The 15,093-nt window shown below is 43.0% G+C and carries 9 protein-coding genes; 8 read left to right on the top strand and 1 reads right to left on the bottom strand.

Annotated features, from left to right (window positions below; genetic code table 11):
* Positions 1 to 79: 79 nt before the first annotated feature.
* Positions 80 to 1,099, bottom strand: coding sequence for a LacI family DNA-binding transcriptional regulator (locus DBR40_RS07500; RefSeq protein WP_124559133.1), 1,020 nt, complete (start codon positions 1,097 to 1,099; stop codon positions 80 to 82).
* A 469-nt stretch (positions 1,100 to 1,568) separates the two neighbouring features.
* Between DBR40_RS07500 and DBR40_RS07495 the strand changes: the two genes are divergently transcribed.
* The 8 genes from DBR40_RS07495 to DBR40_RS07465 all read left to right on the top strand — a co-directional run bounded on the left by DBR40_RS07495 (position 1,569) and on the right by DBR40_RS07465 (position 14,917).
* Positions 1,569 to 4,709: a SusC/RagA family TonB-linked outer membrane protein gene (locus tag DBR40_RS07495; RefSeq protein ID WP_124559132.1), complete on the top strand. Its 3,141-nt coding sequence runs from the start codon at positions 1,569 to 1,571 to the stop codon at positions 4,707 to 4,709.
* Between the two features lie 4 nt (positions 4,710 to 4,713).
* Entirely contained in the window at positions 4,714 to 6,426 is a 1,713-nt protein-coding gene (locus DBR40_RS07490; protein ID WP_124559131.1) for a RagB/SusD family nutrient uptake outer membrane protein, read from the top strand.
* Positions 6,427 to 6,462: 36 nt separating this feature from the next.
* Positions 6,463 to 9,543, top strand: coding sequence for a SusC/RagA family TonB-linked outer membrane protein (locus DBR40_RS07485; protein WP_124559130.1), 3,081 nt, complete (start codon positions 6,463 to 6,465; stop codon positions 9,541 to 9,543).
* Positions 9,544 to 9,610: 67 nt separating this feature from the next.
* Positions 9,611 to 11,329, top strand: a complete 1,719-nt coding sequence (locus DBR40_RS07480; protein ID WP_124559129.1) for a RagB/SusD family nutrient uptake outer membrane protein — start codon at positions 9,611 to 9,613, stop codon at positions 11,327 to 11,329.
* 103 nt (positions 11,330 to 11,432) lie between these two features.
* On the top strand, positions 11,433 to 13,262 hold the full coding sequence (locus DBR40_RS07475) for a glycoside hydrolase family 2 protein (protein WP_124559128.1): 1,830 nt from the start codon (positions 11,433 to 11,435) through the stop codon (positions 13,260 to 13,262).
* 4 nt (positions 13,263 to 13,266) lie between these two features.
* Positions 13,267 to 14,340, top strand: coding sequence for an endo-1,4-beta-xylanase (locus DBR40_RS07470; protein ID WP_124559127.1), 1,074 nt, complete (start codon positions 13,267 to 13,269; stop codon positions 14,338 to 14,340).
* Positions 14,341 to 14,352: 12 nt separating this feature from the next.
* Positions 14,353 to 14,508, top strand: coding sequence for a hypothetical protein (locus DBR40_RS26660; protein ID WP_158674005.1), 156 nt, complete (start codon positions 14,353 to 14,355; stop codon positions 14,506 to 14,508).
* 202 nt (positions 14,509 to 14,710) lie between these two features.
* Positions 14,711 to 14,917, top strand: coding sequence for a hypothetical protein (locus DBR40_RS07465; RefSeq protein WP_124559126.1), 207 nt, complete (start codon positions 14,711 to 14,713; stop codon positions 14,915 to 14,917).
* The last annotated feature ends 176 nt before the right edge of the window (positions 14,918 to 15,093 follow it).

Genomic DNA, 15,093 nt, shown 5'->3' with positions numbered 1-15,093 from the left:
TTAGCGCATTTAAACTTTCATGACCTTTTATGTCTTATATGGTTAAAATTATAAGATTGACCTTAGGAAACGAGTCGCCCTATTCGTGCACAATCAATTTACAATCAACCATAACCTTCTGATAGTTTTCCATATCAATTTCCCTATTGATAAGCTGAAGCAGGAGTTTGATTGCATTTTCACCAACCGACTCAGGATTTTCTTCTACTGATGCAACAGGAGGCGAATCTAAATAGCTTATAAAAGAAGTATTGCCAAAACCGATGCACTCAATCTTATCTAAATTGGGATGGTTTATTGATCTCAGGTATTTAATGGCATCGAACAAAATGGGTTCCTTAAATGCAACCAGGGCAGTAGGTGTATCTTGTGGGTTGGCAAAAAGGTTCTGAATGGCCGAAATTGTATTTTCCTTATCGAAATCGGTATAGGCAACCAAATCAGCCGAAAAAGGAACACCGTTATCTTTCAGTGCATTGATATAGCCATTAAAACGATCGTGGGTGAAATTGATCATTTTTGGCCCACCCAGGTAAGCTATTTTTTTATGGCCACGGTCAATTAAAAATTGGGTAGCCTTATAACAGCCCTGAAAAGTGTTGCCTAAAACTTTATGACAGCTTAAATTAAAGCTCGGGTTGCGGGTGTAATAAACCACCGGTATACCCATGTTTTCGAACTGATCGAGGTGAGCGAAATCCTGTGTATGTTTAGAAATGGCTACGATAAGCCCGTCAACACGGCTGCGCAGTAACATGTTGGCCGATTGAATTTCCTTTTCCAGGTCATCATGCGATTGGCTGATGATTACATTGTATCCGTTCTGGGTAGCAAATTGCTCTACACCATAAATACTGCGGGTAAAAAAGTGGTCTAAAAGATTGGGTAAGATAATACCAATAATACGAGATTTCTTTTCCTTTAAATTGATGGCCGATTTATTGGGCGTAAAATGTAATTCGCGAGCCATCTCCTGAACACGTTTTTTAGTGTATTCATTTATTGTAGGATAGTTATTAAGGGCTTTTGATACTGTTGATACTGACATCTTTAACTTTTCAGCCAGGAACTTCAGGGTAACAGGGGTATTGTTCGTCATCTTTTCCAATCTCAATGCATAGTTAAGAAAAAAAATGCAATTATTTCAAACGTTTGAAATGAGTTTCAATTGATTTTATGGCCTTTTAGGCTATTTTAAAAGACTTTTATCATTTTACCTTTTCTACATTCGTTACCACTAACACAAACTAACCAAGTAAATATGATGAAATCATCCCACATTTATTTTTGTATGGTAAGGGCAGGCACCAAAGCCCCGAATTTAGCGGAACAAGTTCATGCTGATTTATCTCAAAAATGTTACGATTTGAAGATAAGATTGTACCATCCGCAAGACGCATAGTATTTAATAGAACTCAAGTGATTTCCTGACTGCTAACCCGATCTTATTTGGTTGTGTAAAATATTAACTGGTTGTTTCCATGCAGGTTGTAAGCATGAAAATTTAACCGGCAGGGACTTGCTATGCATTAAATTTTAACCAAACAGATTTAATATTTATAATAATTATGGATAGACTTTACAATTTAAAAAGGACTTTTGCCGCAATTGGAATGGAGCGTTTCCAATGGGCTAAAGTGCTATATACATTAACCTTCCTGTTGCTGATGAGTGCATCGTTTACGGCATTTGCACAAAGCACAGTAAATGGTACCGTAAAAGATATAAAGGGAGTTACCTTACCCGGCGTAAGCGTTAGGGTTAAAGGCACTACCCAGGGCGCTGTTACCGATAACGATGGTAAATTTTCGATTAAGGCAGCTGCCAATGCTACCTTAACTTTTACTTATGTGGGTTACACCATTAAGGATGTGGCCATAAACAACAAAACGGTACTAAACGTAGTTTTAGAAGACGATACGCAGGGGCTTGATGAGGTGATTGTTGTAGGTTATGGCGTGCAGAAAAAATCTACTTTAACAGGTGCCGTAGCGCAGATTGGTGCCGAAGAGGTAATGAAATCGCCAACACCAAGCCCAACCAATGCTTTGATTGGCCGTTTGCCGGGTTTACTGGCGGTACAAACCAGCGGTCAGCCCGGGGCCGATGGTGCCCAGTTAAAAGTAAGAGGTGTAGCTACTTATGGCTCAAACAACGCAGCAATTGTTGTGGTGGATGGGGTAGAGCGCCCGAGTTTCTCAGATGTGGATGCCAGCGAAATAGAATCAGTAACGGTTTTAAAAGATGCGGCTTCAACAGCGATTTACGGGATCAGGGGAGCGAATGGTATTATCGTTATTACCACCAAACAGGGGAAAATCGGTAAACCCAAAGTAACTTATACCGGTAATTTCGCTTTGCAAACTTATACTGGTTTAGCTGTTGGTTTACCCGCATTTGAAAATGCTTCCTTGTTAAACCAGTCGTATGTAAACGATGGTAAAGCACCTTTTTTCTCAGATGCAGAGTTGCAAAAGTTTAAAGACGGATCAGACCCGATCGGTTATCCGGATGTGCAGTGGTTCGATTATTTAACCAAAAAATATTACGCACAAACCCAGCATAACATCAATATTAATGGTGGTACTAAAATTGCAAAATATTTTGTTTCTGCAGGTTATGCCTTTCAGGATGGTATTTTTAAGAAATTCGATTCGCCTTATGGCATCAATACTGTACCCAACTACAACCGTTATAACTTCCGTTCGAACGTAGATTTAACGCTGAACAAAGATTTTACGGTAGGAATTAAACTGGGAGGTCGTTTTGCCAACCGTTATCAGCCAGCTGGATTATTATCTTCTTCAGCCTTCTCTTACGATACCATTGAAGGGATGATTTCGCGTATTTTGCAGGTGCCGGCTTATGCTTATCCGGTAACCCTCCCTGATGGCAGGATAACCGCTAACCCAAATATTGGTACCAACATCTGGAATCCTTTTGCGGTATTAACCCGTTTCGGAACCCGTAACGATGATAACAATACCATCGAGAGTACCTTTAACCTCAACTATAAACTGGGTTTTATTACCAAAGGTTTAGGCTTTAAAACAGTATTTGGATACGATTCATATTACAATAATACCGAAAGAAGAAACGCCAACTGGGCGGCTTATGTTTACAATCCCGCAACCGGTCAGGCTACTTTATCAACCGATACGCGTAACCGTGATGAGCCTTTAGGAGCCGTACAAGATGGCGGTGTAACCGGTGGAAGTACCAATATGAACCTGCAAACCGGTTTTGATTATAACCGCGATTTTGGCAAGCACAATGTTGGCGGATTGTTACTGGCTACCCGTCAGCTTATCCGTACTACCGGGGGATCGCCTTTTACCGCGCCGCCAAGAGCATCGCAAGGTATTGTTGGTCGTGTTACCTATAATTATGGCGAAAGGTATTTTGCCGAATTTAATGGTTCGTACAACGGATCGGAAAACTTTGCAGAAGGTTTGCGTTACGGTTTCTTCCCGGCAGTATCCGCTGGCTGGACGCTTACCAACGAGCCTTTCTGGAAAAAGAACAATGTGCTCACTTATTTAAAAATCAGGGGAAGTTACGGACAGGTAGGTAACGACAGGATTTCAGATAACCGTTTCTTGTTCTTAACTACTTATACAGCCAATTCAGGTGCTCCATTTGGGAACCCGCTGGCCTTGGTTAACTATCCAACCCTTTATATTGGCGATACTGCTTTAGGAAATGATAAAGTAACCTGGGAAACCGGCACAAAAAGAAATATTGGTGTGGAAGCACGTTTCCTTAGCGATAACCTGAAATTAACGGTCGATCTTTTTGACGAAACCCGTAAAGATATTTTAACACCTACATTAAGTGGTTCGGCATTATTTGGCCATGCATACCCTAACTTAAATAGAGGTATTGTATACAACAAAGGTTACGAAGTTGAGCTCGACTATCAACGTGTGATTGGAGCTGTAACTGTAGGCCTTAATGCGCAATTGAGTTACAATAAAAACAAAATCCTTGAGAACGACGAACCAGATGGCATGCCTTTTTCTCTGGCCAGAAAAGGAACAAGTGTTGGTCAGTTTTTTGGATATAAAACCGATGGTTTTTTCCAGTCGGCGGCAGACATTGCTGCTTCGCCCAAATTAGCAGGTTACAACCCAATTCCGGGCGACTTGAAATTTAAAGACCTGGATGGCGATGGCGTAATAACCAATTTAGATCAGGATGCGATTGGATACACCAATACACCACAATACATTTACAGTTTTAGCCCACGGGTTAGCTACAAAGGATTTTCACTTTCGGCCCTGTTTCAGGGAGTAGCGAATGTAAGCTCGAATGTGATCTTGAACGAGCAGAACAATGGTCAGCAGATGTATCCGTTCATGCTAGATGCCTGGACACCGGCAACTGCTGCAACGGCAACCTGGCCGGCTTTACACGCCCGCGGTACGGCATCATTAAACTATGCCTTAAACGATTTTACCTTACAAAACTCGGCTTATTTAAAAATCAGGAACATTGAACTGGCCTGGACACTTCCAAAATCGTGGATGAGTACTTTAAAGCTGAGCAATGTGCGGGTTTTCTTACAGGGACAGAATATTTACACCTGGACCAAGTATAAGTTCTACATCGATCCGGAGAATGTAAACACCATTAACACGGCTTTCCCTTTACAGGCGCTTTATCCAACATCGAGGATTTACAATTTTGGTTTAAACGTTCAATTTTAAGCTCATGAAAAACTACAAAATATATACAGCTATTCTTTTATTAACGCTGTTTGCTGTTTCCTGCAAAAAAGACTACCTGGAAAGAACACCTGGTGTGGCTTTGAGCGAGGATGAGATTTTTGCAGATCCGGCACAGGCGGCCAGATTTGCCGATAACGCTTATAATTATGTAATCAACAAATACGTACGCTTTAACGATCACCGCGGCTGTGTGGCCCAGGCATCAGATGAAGCCGTTTCGGGTAACTCGGAAGGTACCGTAACCACTTTAAACCGTGGATTGTACCACGATCACAGTAACGGAGCTTCGTTAAACGATATTTACGATATCTGGAAAAGAATGTATGCTGGTATCGCCATCGAAACCAAAATGCTTTCGCGCCTGGCCGATGTACCACCTGCACCACCTGCAACTGTACCGATTTTTCAACCGGTTAGGGTAGAAGGCGAGATGCGCTTTTTACGTGCCATGTCTTATTTCGAGTTAACCAAAAGATTTGGCGGTGTGCCCATAGTAGATAAAGTTTATACTGTAAACGATGAACTGAACCTGCCACGCAACTCGTTTGATGAGGTAACCAAATACATTTTAGCAGATCTGGCTATTGCCGAAAATAAACTGGGCAATGATGCCGATTATACTACTGCAGATTATGGCCGCCCAACCAAAGGCGCAGTACAGGCTTTAAGAACCCGTGTGCTTTTATATGCTGCAAGTCCGCTTAACAACCCAACAGGCGATAAAAGCAAGTGGGCTGCTGCAGCCGCTGCTGCGCAAAGATTAATGAACGGCGAGTTTGGAGCATATGCTTTACAGGCTAGTTACGGCGATATCTTAAACGTGCCCACCTCATCAGAGTACATCATGATCCGAATTAAAGGCAATACACCTTTGGCAGGAGAGATGATGCAGGATTTTTCAATGTCGCCAGGATCTGGTGGTGCCCAGGGACAAATGAACCCTACCCAAAACCATGTAGATATGTACGAAATGGCCAATGGAAAAGCGATTAGTGATCCAACTTCAGGTTACGATCCGCAGAAACCTTACGCCAACCGCGAGCCTCGTTTTTACGACAACATTATTTACAACGATCGCCCATGGCAGGGAAGGGCCATACAAATGTGGTCTTCGCCAGCAGGTGCACTCGATTACAGCACCACCATTACCTATACTGCTACGCGCTATTATTGCAAAAAATACTGGCCAGAGGTTTACCGTACCGTTGGTGGTAGCACAACCCTGCTAAACTACATCTATTTCCGCTATGCAGAAGTGTTGCTAAACTATGCCGAAGCACAAAATGAGGCGGTAGGCCCGGGCGACATCAACGGTTCGGTTTACGCACAGTTAATTGCCATCCGCAAACGTGGCGGAATACTGGCTGGAGCTGATAATCTTTATGGACTAAAAGCCAACATGACCCAGGATGAAATGCGTACAGTGATCAGACACGAGCGTGCAATAGAACTGGCTTTCGAAGACCACCGCTGGTACGATATTATGCGCTGGAAAATTGGCGCTACCACCATTGGCGTTCCAATGAAAGGCATGGATGTGATTAAACAGGCCAACGGAAGTTTCACTTATACCCCGTTTGTACTGAGCCAGACTTTCCAGAAAACCTGGACTGAGAAACAAAATCTGTATCCGATTCCAAGGGCAGAAATTTATAAAAGCAAAGGTGTATTAACACAAAATCCAGGTTGGGAATAGTGAGTTAATCAATGTAACGCTAAAAGATTATTGAAAATGAAATTATTAAGATCAAAATATAAATATATAGCCTGCCTACTCTTTTTATGGGCCTGCCTGCTAAACGTTTACAGCCAAACGCCTGATGAACAGCTTACGGTTTCGGGGAGGGTAGTAGATCAGGATAAAAAGCCAATGGCCGGAGTGACCATCTCGATCCAGGAAGATAAAACCAATAAATCGGTAACCACAAGTGCCGACGGAAGTTTTACCCTTTCAACCTCTACCAGCGATGTAATTGTTTTTAAATACGTAGGTTACCTGATGGTGCTCAAACCCGCTTCGGAAGTAAGCAAGAGCGATATTGTTTTAACCAAAGCACTTATCGATGCCGGCGATAACGACAATGTGTACATTCCGTTTGGCGTTAGGAAGAAAAGAGAAGTTACGGCCACCATTAGTACCATCACTACTGATAACCTACCTCAGATCCCATCGTCATCTTTAACCAATGTATTTACCGGCAGGCTACCCGGATTAGCCATTTATCCAAGTGGTTCGCAACAGCCTGGTTACGATGTATCGAGTTTTTTAATCCGTGGCCGCTCATCTTATAACAGCAACCAGGAGCCTCTGGTGTTGGTAGATGGTATTGAGCGCGACTTCAGATCGATGGATTTGGCCGAAATTGAAAGTGTAAGCGTATTAAAAGATGCCGCAACACTGGCCTGGTACGGCATGTATTCTGCCAATGGTGTAGTTTATGTAAAAACCAAAAGAGGCAGCGCAACTTCCACCAGCGTTACTTTCGATGCGCAGGCAGGCTTGCAGGCGCCTTTGCAGATTGCTGCACCCTTAGATGCTTACAATTATGCAAGTTTATACAACGAAGCTTCCATTAACAGTGGCGGAGCGGCGGTTTACAGCCCTGCTGCTTTACAGGCCTATCAGGATGGTTCCGATCCCATTAAATATCCGAACAACAACTTTGTACGCGATTTCACCAAGCGTGTAGCGCCAACCCAGCGTTATGTAGCTACTGTTACCGGTGGTAATGCTTTTATTAAGTATTATACTTTATTAAGTGCTTACCAGCAGGGAGGTTTTTACAAAGGTGGTAATAACGATACTTACGATGCCAATACCGATTTTAACCGCTATAATTTAAGAACCAACATCGATTTACACGTAAACAAGAACCTGGATGTAGCTTTAGATATCGGCGGACGGATTACCAACCTTACTTTCCCGAATGCAGGTACACCTACTTTTTTATCAACGGTTTATTCAACGCCAGCCAATGCTTTCCCGGTTATTAACCCTAACGGATCGTATGGCGGAACTTCGATATTTTCCCAAAATAACCCTCAGGCCATGCTCGAGGCTAGGGGAGCCAGTACCGACCTGGTGCGTAATATGATGGCTACTTTAAGTGCCCGCCAAAAAATGGATGGCATATTAAAAGGCTTAACTGGCGAAGTTTTTTATGCTTATGATATCGCCGGATTATACCGCTCGGGTTTTAGCCAGCAGTATGCAACTTCTGAATTAAAAGCCGATGGAACTTATACCACCTATGGCACACCCGCTAAGGTAGATTATCAGGCCAATGCATTTTCGGGTAACATACGCAAAAGCGAATTTTGGGCAGGTTTCGATTATAACAGGACCTTCGGAAAGCACGATATTAAATTCAGTACCCGCGTTTCGAGGGCCAATTATGCCTCATTCGGCAGTTTGGATGTACGCCGCGAAGGATGGTCTAACCGCTTATCATACAATTATATTCAGCGCTATTTTATTGATTTAACCGCTTCTTACGCCGGTTCAGAAAATTTTGCACCAGATTCGCGGTATGGGTTTTTCCCGGCTGCATCGGCAGGATGGATCATTTCTGACGAGGATTTTATGAAAAGCTCAACAAGCTTTCTCGATTTCTTAAAAATCAGGGGATCTTACGGATTGGTGGGTAACGATGCTATCGGATCGGCCAGAAGATTTGCCTATAACGATTTCTTTACCAGAAGTGCTGCAGGTTACACCTTTGGTACAGGTTTCGCCGGAGTAAGTGGTTCGGGGCAGCTGGCTTTGGCCAACCCTTTTTTAACCTGGGAGAAAGCCTATAAAACCAGTGTAGGTTTTGATGCCAAATTGTTTAAACAAGCTTTATCTATCAGTGCCGATTACTTTTACGAAGACCGGAAAGATTTAACCACGGCATCACTATTGCCAAGTTTGCTGGGGCAATCGCTAATTTATGTTAACGAGGGTGAGGCATCATACAAAGGCTTTGAAACCGGTATAAACTACAATAAAAAACTGGGTGGTGTAAACCTGAATGTGTTCGGCAATTTTACCTACAACACGAGTAAAATTCTGGCCATTAACGAAGGAGCAGGTTTGCCCGACTATCAGAAACAATTAGGGCACCCCATTTCGAGCGTAATTTCTCCGGCGGCTACTGCTAACTCTGGTGCAGGTTATGTAAGCATGATGCTTATCTCGGATGGTATTTTCCAAAGCCAGGCGCAGATTGATGCTTCTGCCAAACAGATTTTATCCAAAGATGTGAAACCCGGCGATATTAAATATGTAGATCAGAATGGCGATGGCGTAATTAACGACCTCGACCGTGTGAGAACCGATTTCAATTTTGTACCTAAAGCTTATTTTGGCTTTGGTGCCTCAGTTTCTTACGCCAATTTTGATGCAAACTTCTTGTTTCAGGGCACCAGTGGCCGTTCAATTACCATACAGCAACTGGTAAATGCAGGTAATACCAATAATGGCTTTTTAAACCAGTTCAGTGCAGACCGCTGGACACCCGATAATCCGGGCGCTCCTTATCCGAGGTTACTGCTAACCGATCGTGGCAACAATACTGCTACTTCCGATTTCTGGATCAGATCAGGCGATTACATTAGGTTAAAAAATGTAGAGATCGGCTATTCGCTTTCGCCTTCATTTATCAAAAAGTTAAAAATCAGACAACTGCGTTTTTATGCAAGCGGTTTAAACCTGCTCACTTTCGATAAACTGGGCGATCTGCCAATCGATCCTGAATTGCCTGAATCGGGTTACAATTCATCTTATCCATACATGAAAATATATTCGTTCGGTGTGAATTTGAAATTTTAAACGATAAGACCGTGAAGTTTGCCGGGATGCAAATGCCGTTAAGCTTCACCTTTAAAAACTAAAAGAGATGAAAAAAAATATATTTTATTCAATCCTGACCCTTGCAGTAATCTGCGTGGCGGGGTGTAAAAAAAGCGGGTTTCTTCAGGATGGCGAATTTAGCGGCGGTAACGACATTACACAGGCGCAGTTGTGGGCCAATCCCGATTATGCTCGTAATTTCCTGAACAATGTTTATGCATCACTTTCCGATCGCTACGATCTGGATGATGGAGCGCTACTGGCTTCGGCATCTGATGAGGCCGTTAACTCTAACCTAAACTCATCAGTAAACATTTTGAATAATGGTACCTGGAGTCCGGTTAAAACCTTTGATGATGTGTATTTTGCCATGTATTCGGGTATTCGCAAGGCCAATATGTTTCTCGAAAATATAGATGGCGCAGTAATCGTACCGGCCGACGAAACTTTTCCGTTAAACAATGCAGCAAACCAGGGAATGGTACCACAAATTGCCCGCTTAAAAGGTCAGGCTTATTTTTTACGTGCATTTTTCCAGTTCGAATTACTTAAACGTTATGGCAGTTTTGCTATCGTAACCCGTACACTAACGGTAACCGATGATCTGGACTTACCGCGAAACTCTTTTGACGATTGTGTGAAACAGATTTCTGCCGATTGCGAAGAAGCCATTACGCGGCTGCCGCTATCTCCAACAGAATGGAATACACCTTTGCGTGGCAGGGCTACCCAAACCGCTGCAATGGCACTTAAAGCCAGGTTACTGCTGTATGCGGCAAGTCCCTTGTACAATCCGGGTGGCGATGTAGCCAAATGGCAGGCTGCTGCCGATGCCGCAAAGCGGATTATAGATACCGGTAAACATGGTATTTATACGTCTTACCCCAATATCTGGTTATGGAACAATGGTGCTTTTAATATCGAAACCATTTTTGCAACTGCAACCTTAAACACCAATACCATCGAACAAAATAATGCGCCAGTGAGCTACGATGCAGCTAATGGCCGTACAAACCCGACACAGGAATTGGTAGATGCCTTTGAAATGAAAACCACAGGCCGGATGATTACCGATGCGGCTTCCGGCTATTCGGCAACTGCGCCTTATACCAACCGCGATCCGCGTTTAAATTTTGCCATTATGTACAATGGCTCAACTTTTAAAAGTAAACCAGTAGAAACTTTTGTAGGTGGTAAAGATGGTTTGGGTTTAAATGTAAATGCAACCAAAACCGGTTATTACCTGCGTAAGTACTTAAGTGAGAGTGCATCTTGGGCAGGAAATAGTGCTACCGTACGTCGCCCGTGGATTTTCTTCAGGTACGCAGAAGTGCTTTTAAATTATGCCGAAGCATTAAATGAAGCGCAGGGTACCGGTGCATTAACACAGATTTTAACAAGCTTAAATGCAATCAGAAGCAGAACTGGTGTAGCTATGCCTGCTTTGCAAACTACCAACCCGGCTGCAAACGGTTATGTGGCGCCAACCAAAGAAGAGTTGCGTAAACGCATCCGTAACGAGCGTAGGGTAGAGCTTTGCTTCGAAGAACAACGTTTTTACGATGTACGCAGGTGGAAAGAAGGCGAAACCACATTTAACAAAGCTGTTACAGGAATGCGGATTACACAGGTAGGGCCAAGCACCTTTACCTACACATCATTTACGGTAGAAAACAGGGTTTTTATGGCTAAGAACTACTTATATCCGCTTTCACAGAACGAATTAAACAAAGCACCAAAGCTGGGACAGAACCCCGGTTATTAAAAAAAAACTAGATTTTGCTCAAATTTAGGCGGACGGTGGAAACACCGTCCGTTAATTAATTGTTAGTTTTGGGACAATCAATTAATTAATAAAAACTTAAGTTATGCTAAAAAGAACCTATAGCGTATTTTTAATTTGCTTTTCACTTCTTTCATCAGTCAGTTACGGTCAGGTTACGGCTATACAGAATATTCAGGCACGTAAAATCCAGAGCCTGAATGGTAAATGGAATTATATTGTCGATCCTTACGAAAACGGTTACTATGATTACCGCCACGAACCGTTCGATCAGTCTAAGACCGGAACCGGAGGCTATTTTGATGATAAAGTACAGAAAGATAAGTCAGAACTGATTGAGTATGATTTCGACCATTCGCCACAAATGAATGTTCCCGGCGACTGGAATTCGCAGTCAGAAAAATTAGAGCTTTATGAGGGCAATGTTTGGTTACGCAAAAAGTTTGATGCAAAACCCGAAAAAGGAAAAAGATATTTTGTGTATTTCGGTGCGGTTAACTACGAGGCGCATGTGTACCTGAACGGTAAAAAGCTGGGCGTGCACAAAGGTGGTTTTACCCCTTTTCAGTTCGATGTAACCAGCAATTTAAAAGCGGGCGAAAATTCTATCGTACTTAAAGTAGATAATATCCGCAAGCAAGACGAAATCCCAACCGTAAATACCGACTGGTGGAATTATGGCGGCATTACCCGCGATGTTTTCCTGGCCGAATTTCCGGAGCATTTCATCAGCGATTATAAACTTCAGCTCGTTAAAGGCAATAATAACCTGTTAAATTTTACGGTGAAACTGGCCGATGCGACTTCAGGTCAGGAAATTACATTGTCTATTCCGGAGCTTAAGCTAGAGAAGAAATACAAAACTGATGGAGAAGGAAAAATTGCAGATGAGTTTATCTGGAATAACCTGAACCTTTGGTCGCCCGAAAACCCTAAGCTTTACGCGGTAAATATTAAAACCGATAAAGAAGATATCAACGATAAAATTGGTTTCAGAACCATACAGGCAGATGGCGACAGCATTTTGTTAAATGGCAAATCTGTGTTTTTAAGAGGCATTTCGCTGCATGATGAAAACCCGCTTCTGGCTGGCCGTTTACGCTCGGAAGGCGATATGCGTATGATGTTACAGTGGGCAAAAGATATGAATTGTAACTATGTGCGTTTGGCACATTATCCGCATAACGAAGAAATGATCCATTTGGCTGATGAGATGGGGCTATTGGTTTGGGCCGAGGTTCCGGTTTACTGGACCATCAGTTGGACTAATCCTGCCACTTATGCCAATGCGAAGCAACAATTAACCGATTTAATTGTACGCGATAAAAACCGCGCCAGTGTAATTGTTTGGTCGATAGGGAACGAAACACCGTTGAGTAGCGCCCGTTTGAGCTTTATGAGCAACCTGGCCGAAACTGCCCGCAATTTAGACGATACACGTTTGGTAGCTGCAGCCCTCGAGGTACACCGCGAAGGAAATAACATTATTTTAAACGATCCGCTTGGCGAAAAAATAGACCTGGTGAGTTTTAACGAGTACGCCGGCTGGTACTGGGGAGGCAATCCTTCCGAAATTATCAAATACAATTTCGATATCAAGTACAAAAAACCTGTGGTGATTACCGAGTTTGGCGGCGATGCCTTAGGTGGTTTCCACGCCGATGAAAATACACGCTGGAGTGAAGAATACCAGGAAGCTTTATACAAAAACCAGATTACCCTGTTGAGCAAAATTGGCGCACTGCGTGGCATGACTCCCTGGATTTTAACTGACTTCCGCTCACCAAGAAGACAACACCCGATTTACCAGAATTTCTGGAACCGCAAAGGCTTAATTAGTGAAACCGGTAAGAAGAAGAAAGCCTTTTATGTACTAAAAGATTTTTACGGCCAAATGCAGGTCAAATACAAATAAAAAGATGAACAGATTTACGACAATTGGTTTTGCTACGAAAATGATGCTATCAGCATCTTTGTTAACCATTTCTTGTGCCAAGAGTACCAGTATCGATATTCCGGTAATAAAGGCAGAAGAAAGCTTGCAAAAAAAGATGCCCTTCCCAATAGGCGCAGCTTTAAATGTAAGTTTGTTAAAAAGCAATGCCAGTTATCGTAACCTGGTAATAAAAGAATTTAACAGCGTTACCGCCGAAAACGCAATGAAATTTGCTTCGGTTCATCCTGCTAAAGATACCTACACCTGGAGTGATGCCGATTACCTGGTTGATTTTGCCAGGGCCAATGGCAAGCGCGTGCATGGGCATACCTTAAACTGGTACCAGTCGTTGCCCGATTGGGTAAAGAATTTTCAGGGCAGCACGGCCGATTGGGAAAATTTACTGAAAACCCATATTCAAACCGTTGTGGGGCATTTTAAGGGCAAGATAGTTTCGTGGGATGTGGTGAACGAAGCGGTAAACGAAGATGGCACTTTGCGCAACACAATCTGGCTACAGAAACTGGGCGCCGACTATATCAGCAGGGCATTTCAATATGCACACGAGGCAGATCCCGATGCCCTGCTATTTTACAATGATTACGGGCATGAGTACAGTTCAACTAAACGTACCGCCATATTAAATCTGGTTAACGGGTTAAAAAGCAAAGGCATCCCAATTGATGGAATTGGCCTGCAAATGCATACCAACGTAACCCAAACCGATGCTAATTTAACTGCCGCAATTACAACTGCTGCGGCAACCGGGCTAAAAGTCCATATTTCTGAAATTGATATCTCCCTTAATTCAGGTGATACACCTGGTGCAAGTTATACTGCCGCTTTAGGCGAGCAACAGGCAGCCAAATATAAAACCATTGTTAAAGCTTATAATGCCATACCCAAAAATCAGCAGTTTGGCATTACCCAATGGAATGTTACTGATGGCGATAGCTGGATTCCACTGTTTTATAAACGTGCTGACTGGCCTTTGCCCTTCGATGCACAATACCAGCGGAAAGCAGCTTACCAGGGGATTTTAGACGGCGTTAAATAGCAAATTACATCCATGAGAAAGTATCTTTCACTGGCCTTAATTTTAGGCCTTTCCGTAACCACTACGGGCGCACAGGACAAAAAAATCGAAAAGAAAATCGATTCGGTTTTAAAACTGATGACTTTAAACGAGAAAATCGGGCAGTTGAACCAGTACACAAACCAGTAGTGATGAGTTACTTGGTGTGCCTTGTGCCTTTGTGGTTAAATGAAAATGGTTCGGATGAACACCGACAGTTGATTATTCCGTGGATTCAGTGTCTCTGTGGCAAGAAAAAAGTATGGGCCACGGATGCACGGAGAAATACGGAAGAGGTTGTGTGAATTAGGATAGAACTCAGCTGGTCGGTGGTGACACCAACCAGTAGGAAATGAAAACGGTTCGTGTGGACACGAACCATGGCATTTTGAACAGTAACGGTGGTGTTTTGAATAGCAACGGCGGTATTTTGAACAGTAACGACGGCAGTTTGAACAGCAACGGTGGCATTTTGAACAGCAACGATGGCTTTTGGAACAGTAACGACGGTGTTTGGAACAGTAACGACGGTGTTAGGAACAGTAAGAATGGAGCTTAGTTGGTCGGTGAGGACACCAACCAGTAGGGAAGAGGTTGTTTGAATTATGATAGAACTCAGCTGGTCGGTGGTGACACCAACCAGTAGGGAAGAGGTATACGGGGATCGTCATCTCGACTGGAGCGCAGCGAAATGGAGAGATCTATAAACAGATTTCTCGACTGCGTTGCACTTCG

It is taken from the genome of Pedobacter sp. KBW01, from assembly GCF_003852395.1.
GTDB lineage: Bacteria > Bacteroidota > Bacteroidia > Sphingobacteriales > Sphingobacteriaceae > Pedobacter.
The sequence above is the reverse complement of the archived record's forward strand: the minus strand, read 5'-3'. Positions and strand labels throughout refer to the sequence as shown.

Excerpts from the sequence above, each read along its gene's own strand:
- DBR40_RS07500 (WP_124559133.1), bottom strand. The coding sequence starts at position 1,099 with ATGACGAACAATACCCCTGTTACCCTGAAGTTCCTGGCTGAAAAGTTA.
- DBR40_RS07495 (WP_124559132.1), top strand. The coding sequence starts at position 1,569 with ATGGATAGACTTTACAATTTAAAAAGGACTTTTGCCGCAATTGGAATG.
- DBR40_RS07490 (WP_124559131.1), top strand. The coding sequence starts at position 4,714 with ATGAAAAACTACAAAATATATACAGCTATTCTTTTATTAACGCTGTTT.
- DBR40_RS07485 (WP_124559130.1), top strand. The coding sequence starts at position 6,463 with ATGAAATTATTAAGATCAAAATATAAATATATAGCCTGCCTACTCTTT.
- DBR40_RS07480 (WP_124559129.1), top strand. The coding sequence starts at position 9,611 with ATGAAAAAAAATATATTTTATTCAATCCTGACCCTTGCAGTAATCTGC.
- DBR40_RS07475 (WP_124559128.1), top strand. The coding sequence starts at position 11,433 with ATGCTAAAAAGAACCTATAGCGTATTTTTAATTTGCTTTTCACTTCTT.
- DBR40_RS07470 (WP_124559127.1), top strand. The coding sequence starts at position 13,267 with ATGAACAGATTTACGACAATTGGTTTTGCTACGAAAATGATGCTATCA.
- DBR40_RS26660 (WP_158674005.1), top strand. The coding sequence starts at position 14,353 with ATGAGAAAGTATCTTTCACTGGCCTTAATTTTAGGCCTTTCCGTAACC.
- DBR40_RS07465 (WP_124559126.1), top strand. The coding sequence starts at position 14,711 with ATGAAAACGGTTCGTGTGGACACGAACCATGGCATTTTGAACAGTAAC.